Annotated in this window: 6 protein-coding genes; 4 read left to right on the top strand and 2 right to left on the bottom strand. The window is 70.3% G+C overall.

Features of this window, described 5'->3' with window-relative positions:
* Positions 1-188 precede the first annotated feature (188 nt).
* Positions 189-1616: a cobyric acid synthase gene (locus A3G1_RS0120485; RefSeq protein ID WP_245563547.1), complete on the top strand. Its 1428-nt coding sequence runs from the start codon at positions 189-191 to the stop codon at positions 1614-1616.
* Positions 1613-2176, top strand: coding sequence for a (d)CMP kinase (locus A3G1_RS35855; protein WP_018351353.1), 564 nt, complete (start codon positions 1613-1615; stop codon positions 2174-2176). The genes A3G1_RS0120485 and A3G1_RS35855 overlap by 4 nt, the downstream gene beginning before the upstream one ends.
* 10 nt (positions 2177-2186) lie before the next feature.
* On the opposite strand, the gene A3G1_RS0120475 is transcribed toward A3G1_RS35855, so the two are convergent.
* On the bottom strand, positions 2187-2765 hold the full coding sequence (locus tag A3G1_RS0120475; RefSeq protein WP_018351352.1) for a GNAT family N-acetyltransferase: 579 nt from the start codon (positions 2763-2765) through the stop codon (positions 2187-2189).
* Between the two features lie 71 nt (positions 2766-2836).
* On the opposite strand from A3G1_RS0120475, the gene A3G1_RS35850 reads away from it, so the two are divergent.
* Positions 2837-3595, top strand: coding sequence for an SURF1 family cytochrome oxidase biogenesis protein (locus A3G1_RS35850; RefSeq protein ID WP_157641239.1), 759 nt, complete (start codon positions 2837-2839; stop codon positions 3593-3595).
* A 192-nt stretch (positions 3596-3787) separates the two neighbouring features.
* Here the strand turns inward: A3G1_RS35850 and A3G1_RS0120465 are convergent, their stop codons facing one another.
* Positions 3788-6082: a transglycosylase domain-containing protein gene (locus A3G1_RS0120465; protein WP_018351350.1), complete on the bottom strand. Its 2295-nt coding sequence runs from the start codon at positions 6080-6082 to the stop codon at positions 3788-3790.
* Here A3G1_RS0120465 and cobC point away from each other — a divergent pair.
* A complete protein-coding gene (gene cobC / locus A3G1_RS0120460) occupies positions 6081-7094 on the top strand; it encodes an Rv2231c family histidinol phosphate aminotransferase CobC (protein ID WP_018351349.1) in 1014 nt (337 codons plus the stop codon). The genes A3G1_RS0120465 and cobC overlap by 2 nt on opposite strands.
* The last annotated feature ends 3 nt before the right edge of the window (positions 7095-7097 follow it).

Raw genomic sequence — 7097 nt, 5'->3', positions numbered from 1 at the left:
GGGCGGGGAAAGCACAGCACCTGGGCGGGGCGGGCGGGGTGGGGGGAGGGGGGAGGGCCCCCTCCCCCCGCACCGAATCCGGCGAGCGACACGCAGCACAAAGCACCACCCACCCAGCACCCCACCCCACCCGCCCCCCAGGCGCAGCCCTCCTAGTAGCCGGCACCACCTCAGACGCCGGCAAGAGCATCCTCACCGCCGGCATCTGCCGCTGGCTGTACCGCCAGGGCGTCAAGGTCGCCCCGTTCAAAGCCCAGAACATGTCGAACAACTCGGCCGTCACTCCCGACGGCGGCGAGATCGGCCGCGCCCAGGTCCTCCAGGCGGCAGCCTGCGGCCTGGAGCCGAGCGTCCGGTTCAATCCGGTGCTGCTCAAGCCGGGTAGCGAGCACAGCAGCCAGGTCGTCGTTCTCGGCCAGCCGACCGGCCAGGTCACCGCTGGCAACTACCGCTCGCTGAAGGCCGAGCTGTCCGGCACGGTGTTCTCGACGCTCGACTCGCTTCGCGCGGAGTACGACGTCGTGGTCTGTGAGGGGGCTGGCAGCCCGGCGGAGATCAATCTCCGGGAGGGCGACTTCGTCAACATGGGGCTGGCCAGGGCCGCGAACATCCCGGCCATCGTCGTCGGCGACATCGACCGTGGCGGGGTGTTCGCAGCCCTGTACGGCACGCTGGCTCTTCTCGATCCCGAGGACCAGGCGCTGATCCGTGGCTTCGTCATCAACAAGTTCCGGGGTTCCCGGTCGCTGCTCGATCCCGGCCTGGACATGATCTCGGCGCGTACCGGCCGCCCCGTCCTCGGTGTGCTCCCGTTCAGCCAGGATCTCTGGCTCGACGGGGAGGACTCACTGTCCTACCGGGACGGTGCGGTTCTCGGCCGCCCTACGCCACCTCTCGGCCCCGACGGCCTTTCCGTCGCCGTGATCCGCCTTCCGCGTATCTCGAACGCGACGGATGCCGAGGCGCTCGCCGCCGAGCCGGGTGTGACGGTGCGCCTCACGTCGAACCCGGCTGACGTGGCAGCGGCTGACCTGGTCGTACTTCCCGGCAGCAAAGCAACAGTCGCCGACCTCGCCTGGCTCCGCGACATGGGCCTGGCTGCCCCTCTGGCCGCCCGGGCGGCGGAAGGCCGCCCCATCCTCGCCATCTGCGGGGGGTACCAGATGCTCGCCGGGTCCATCACCGACCACGTCGAGTCGGCTTCCGGTCAGGTACCGGGGCTGGGCCTGCTCCCGTCCCGCATCACGTTCGCTGAGACGAAGACGCTGTCCCGGCCCACCGGCACGGCGCTGGGCCACCCCGTCACCGGGTACGAGATCCACTACGGCCAGGCGGAGACCACGGGTGACCCGCTGATCACGCTCGCCGACGGGACACCGGAAGGCCTGCGCCACGGCTCGATCTGGGGTACGCACTGGCACGGCCTGCTGGAGAACAACGCCTTCCGCCGTGCCTTCCTCGCCGAGGTGGCCGCGACGGCCGGCCGCGCCTTCGTCCCGGCTCCGGACACCGACTTCGCGGCCCTCCGGCTGCGCCAGCTGGATCTGCTGGGCGATCTGGTGGCCGAGTACCTCGACACCGACCTCCTCCAGTCCATCCTGGACAGTTCGCGATGAGAGCCTCGCCAGAACTCGTCACGTCGATCCTGGCTGGTCCACCGGCCCTGGGCCGGACGCGCCTCGTCGCGATCGACGGACCTTCGGGCTCCGGCAAGTCCACGTTCGCCGCGCGCCTCGCGGCGACACTCCGGCCGGCCACAGCGCCAGTAACCACTATCCACCTGGACGACCTGCTGGACGGCTGGGACGACCTGCCCACGATGTGGCCGCGTGTGACCACCTGGCTCCTGGATCCGATCGCCAGAGGCGAGCCAGGCCGCTACCAGTCCTACGACTGGCTCAACGCCCGCTTCGCGCCCACCTGGCACGAGGTACCACCCGGCGGCGTCCTCATCCTGGAAGGCGTCTCCAGCGCCCGCCGCGCAGCCCGCCCGTTCCTCACGGCGGCGGTCTTCGTGGACGCCCCCGCCGACGTGCGCCTGGCCAGGGCGGTGGCCCGCGACGGCGAGCACCTGCGTCCCGAGCTGCTCCGCTGGGCGGCGGCCGAGGAGGAACACTTCACGACCGAAGGCACCCGCGCCTACATCGAGGCCCACGGCACCCTCATCACCACGTAACGCTGTCGCACTACCCCTTGAGATCGGCCGCCACCAGCGACCAGACCTCCAGGTCCACCCGTCCACCGTGGACATAGCCGGCGTTCCGCAGCAGTCCCTCGTACGTGAACCCGGCCTTCTCCGCCACCCGCCGCGAAGCGAGGTTCCCCGGTGCGATCCGCAGCTCGACCCGGTGGAATCCGTGTTCCAGCACGAGCGCGACTGACAGCGCGTCCAGCGCCTCGCACGCCACGCCCATGCCGCGCACCTCGGGCGACATCGCGTACGTGACCTGGGTGACCTGAGCGGCCCAGTCGGTACGTTTCGCCCACAGGCACCCGATGAGCTTGCCGTCCTCGCGCCGTTCGACGGCGTAGTGGTCCCCGTCGCCGCTGTCCCGGCGGTCTGCGGCCAGGTCGGTGCACCACTGCTGCGCGTCGTCCGGGGTGAACGGGTCGGGGAACGGCAGCCATCTGCGGGTCTGCCGGTCGTCGAAGACGGCGGTGACGGCGGGCGCGTCGGCCAGGGTCAGCGCGCGGACCAGCAGCCGGGGCGTTTGCACGGTCAGCGGCGGGAAGCGGCGTACCGGCGTGTTGATCCCTGTCCTCACGCCTCGGGACCCTATCGGACCGCGGCTGCCAGGAGCCAGGTCACATTTCGGCGCGGGGTACCGTGACCGGCGTGTACCGCTTCCTCCTCTCGCCGCGCTGGCTGGGCATCGCGGCCCTGGCGCTCGCCGCGGCCGCAGGCATGGGCCTGCTCGGTTTCTGGCAGCTGGAGCGGTTCCACACGCGCGGCGAGATCAATGACCGGGTGGCTGCCGCCGTCGCGGCGCCGCCGGCTCCGCTCGCGGATTTTCCCAGCTCACCGGCCACGACGGACGAGTGGCGGCGGGTGACGGTCACCGGTGAGTACGACCCGGCGAACCTCATCCTGGTCCGGGGCCGCACGTCGGGCACCAAGGTGGGTTTCGAGGTGCTCGTTCCGCTGAGAGTGCCCACCGGTCCAGCGGTGATCATCGATCTCGGCTGGGTACCCCCAGGCCCGTCCGGCCTGTCGGAACGCCCATCAATCCCGAACATTCCCCAGGGCCAGGTGACGGTCGCCGGCCGGATCCGGCTGCCGGAGAGCAGCCCGGGCCCGGTGGATCGCAGCCCGTCCGGCGATCTCGAGGTCCGGCGGATCCATCCTGACCGGATCGCCGGGAAGCTCCCGTACCCCATCCGGAACGGCTGGGTCTCCGCCGACCCGCCCGCCGAAGGCTTCCAGCCGATCGGGGCCGAGCCCGGCAGCCAGCCCACCTGGATGAACATCGCCTACGTCATCCAGTGGTGGCTCTTCGCCGGCATGGTGGTCTTCGGCTACGTCTGGTTCGCCCGCAAGGAAGCGAACCCCGCCACCCCCGCGAAACCCCACACCCCAGCTTCATCTGGTACCTGAGCCCGCGAGCACCCCCGTGCGCACTCGCGGGCTCACTGACACCGATCCTTCCGCACGCCGGCCCGTCCCGCGTCCCACCGTCATCACTCCGTCACAACTTCCGCGCTTCCGGCCCGCGCCTTCACCCGGTACGCGGAAAATGTCCCGCTTCCCCGACCCCGGGAAAGCGGGACATCCTCTCGAATCCTCTGCCTACCTCCGCGCCGGAGCCGCAGGCTTCGCTGGCGCTCCCGGCAGTACGCCACCCCGGTTGCCGTTCGGCCCGTAGCTGATCAGATCCGGCGGCGCGTTGAACTGCCGGACCTCCTGCCCCTGGAGCGTGTCCCTCAGCAGCTCGGCGACCGCGTGGATGGGTTTCTGCGAGTTCCAGTCGCCGACCGAGTGGAACGGGTTGTCCGGGTCGGCGAAGAAGCTCGCCGCGCACAGCTCCGGCGTGAAGCCGACGAACCACGCCGCCCGGTTGTTGTCGGTCGTACCGGTCTTCCCCGCCACCGGCCGCCCCACGATCCCGGCCACCGCCGGTGCCGTGCTCCAGCCGCCGCACGAGCCCTTCGCGGCCCCGGAGCCCGTCACACACCGCGCCGCGTCAGCGGCGGCCTGGGCGATGTCGGGCCGGACGGCCTGGTTGCACTGCGGCGTGATGTTGACCGGCTTGCCGCTCGGGTCCTTCACGCTGTGGACGGCCATCGGCGCGCAGTAGACGCCGTTCGCCGCGACGGTCGCGTAGGCGCCGGCCATCTCCAGCGGTGTCGTGTCGGCGACGCCCAGGGTGAACGCGCCCCAGCCGTCGGCCCGGCCCGGCTGCGCCATCTCCCGGTCGACGTCGTTGTGCCAGCGCAGCCCGGTGCGTTCGGCCATGCGGACCACGTTCTCGGCGCCGACGGACTGGATGAGCTGGGCGAAGTACGTGTTGACCGACTTGCCGAAGCCCGACCACATCGTCTGCGCGCCGGTCATGCCTGCCGAGGCGTTGGACGGGCACCACTTGTCACCGCAGGACGCTGGCCCGCCGGGTTCCACGATGTACTTCGTCGTCACCTTGCCCGGCGCGTAGAGCGTCGTCGACAGCGGGAGCTGCTGCTCCAGCGCTGCCAGCATCGTGAACATCTTGAACGTCGACCCGGCCTGGTACCCGGACATGTCCCCGCCGCCCAGCAGCGGCACCACGGTGTTCGGGTAGCTGCCGGGGATGCCTGCCGCCCGCTTCGCGCTGTTCGTGTTCGGCCCGTTCGCGCTCTGGTCGAGGGCGTAGTTCCGGTTGACGGCCATCGCCCGTACCTTGCCGGTACCGGGCTCCATCATCACGATCCCGTGCGCGAAGGAGCTGCTGGCGTCCTCCTTCGACCGGACGCTCGTGTTCGCCATGTTCTGCACGCCGGGGTCGAGCGTGCTGATGATCGTGTACCCGCCGCGGCGCAGCGCGTTCTCCCGCTCGGCCCGCGTCGCGCCGAACTGGGGCTGCTGGAGCCACCACGAGTGCATGAAGTCGCAGAAGAACCCCCAGTCGTTGTGCTCGGCGCTCACGCCGGCGCAGTCGTTGGGGATGGTGCCGACGTTGAGGGCGATCGGCTTCGACTTGATCTCGGCTCCGGCCTCCGGGGACAGGTACTTGATCTGCACCATCCGGTCGACCACCCAGTCGCGGCGCTCCGTGGCCGTCTTCTTGTCGGTACTCGCCGGGTCGTATGTGGACGGTGCCTGCACCAGCCCGGCGAGCATCGCGCCCTCGGCGACCGTGAGGTCCTTCGGCAGCTTCGAGAAGTACACCTGCGCCGCGGCGTGCATGCCGTAGGCCCGGTGCCCGAAGTACGCGATGTTGAGGTACCCCTCGAGGATCTTCGTCTTCGGTACCTTCTTCTCCAGCTCGACGGCCATCCGCATCTCGCGGACCTTGCGGGAGCTGGTCTGCTCGGTGGCGGCCCGGGCGTCGTCCGGGTTCTCCGCGGTGGTCAGCAGCATGTTCCGGACGTACTGCATCGTGAGCGTCGACGCGCCCTGGTGCACCTCGCCGGTCACCTGGTTGGCGACGAAGGCGCGGATGACGCCTTTCGCGTCGACCCCGTTGTGCTCGAAGAAGCGGGAGTCCTCCGCCGCGATCATCGCCTGCTGGGCGGCGGGGGAGATCTGCTCGAGGGGCACCCACTTGCGGGCCTCGTCGTAGAAGGCCGTGATGAGTGTCTTTCCGTCCGCGGCGTACACATAGGACGTCTGCGGCGGCTGGCCGTTGGGCAGCAGAGAGTCGATCTTGCCGATCGCTTCCGCGCCGGTTTTCGCGCCGAAGCCTGCGGTGGCCACGACCGGGAGCGTCACTGCGGCGACCAGGACCCCGCCCGCCAGCCCGCAGCGGAGGAGTGGACCGAGCCGACCGAGGGCATGGAGTACGGCGGGAATCCTCACTAGCTCACGGTATGTCAGATTCTCTATGAGGTTGCGGCATTTCAGGGAGAAGTCGCGCGCCGAGTTGCGGTCGGGCATGATCCACCGCATGGATCCCCTCCGGCACCACGGCGACGCCGAGCTGGCCCCCGGGCTGGTGGACCTGGCGGTCAACGTCCGCCGGGCCCCGCACCCGCCGTGGCTGGCCGGCCCGATCGCCGGGGCCATGCGGGAGCTGCACCTCTATCCCAACGCCACGGCCGCCACGGCGGCGATAGCCGCCCGGCATGGAAGGGACCCCTCCGAGGTCCTCCTCACGGCCGGTGCGGCCCAGGCCTTCACGGTCCTCGCCCAAACCCTGACGCCTGCGCACCCCACCGTCATCCACCCCCAGTTCACGGAACCAGAGGCCGCTTTCCGCTCCGCCGGCCACCACGTCCACCGGGTCGTTCTCGAACCACCGTTCACTCTCGACCCGTCAGCAATCCCTGGCCGCGCGGACCTCATCGTCATCGGCAATCCCACCAACCCGACGTCGGTACTGCACCCGGCAGCCGACCTGCGCGCCCTCGCCCGTCCCGGCCGGACGCTGATCGTCGACGAGGCCTTCGCCGACACCATCCCCGGCGAGCCGGAGTCCCTGGCCGGCGAGCGCGTCCCCGGCCTGGTCGTCATCCGCAGCCTCACCAAGACCTGGGGCCTGGCCGGCCTGCGCATCGGTTACCTGCTGGCCGAGCCTGACCTCGTCCGGCGGCTCGCGGACCGGCTCCCGCTCTGGCCCGTCTCCACGCCGGCCCTCGCCGCCGCGATCGCCTGCGCCTCACCCGAGGCCCTCGCCGCCGAGCGCGAGATCGCCACGGCCCTCGCCGCCGACCGCCAGTTCCTCGCAGATGGCCTGTCAGCCGTCGGAGGGATAGAAGTCCTGCCAAACCACGCGAGTTCTTTTGTCCTGGTCAAGACCGTCGGCGGCTTGCAGTTGCGCGATCGGTTAAGAAAACGCGGTTATGTGGTACGCCGTGCTGACACGTTCCCCGGTCTGGGACCAGACTGGCTGCGGATCGCCGTACGGGAGCCGGCCGTCTCCCGAGCATTTCTGGAAGTACTGAAAGACGAGGTGCACTGATGG

Origin of the sequence: Longispora albida DSM 44784 (assembly GCF_000379825.1) — a bacterium.
Taxonomy (GTDB): domain Bacteria; phylum Actinomycetota; class Actinomycetes; order Mycobacteriales; family Micromonosporaceae; genus Longispora; species Longispora albida.
The sequence above is the reverse complement of the archived record's forward strand: the minus strand, read 5'-3'. Positions and strand labels throughout refer to the sequence as shown.

Coding starts and splice junctions, on each gene's coding strand:
- A3G1_RS0120465 (WP_018351350.1), bottom strand. CDS start 6,082: ATGCGGTGGATCATGCCCGACCGCAACTCGGCGCGCGACTTCTCCCTG.
- A3G1_RS35855 (WP_018351353.1), top strand. CDS start 1,613: ATGAGAGCCTCGCCAGAACTCGTCACGTCGATCCTGGCTGGTCCACCG.
- cobC (WP_018351349.1), top strand. CDS start 6,081: ATGGATCCCCTCCGGCACCACGGCGACGCCGAGCTGGCCCCCGGGCTG.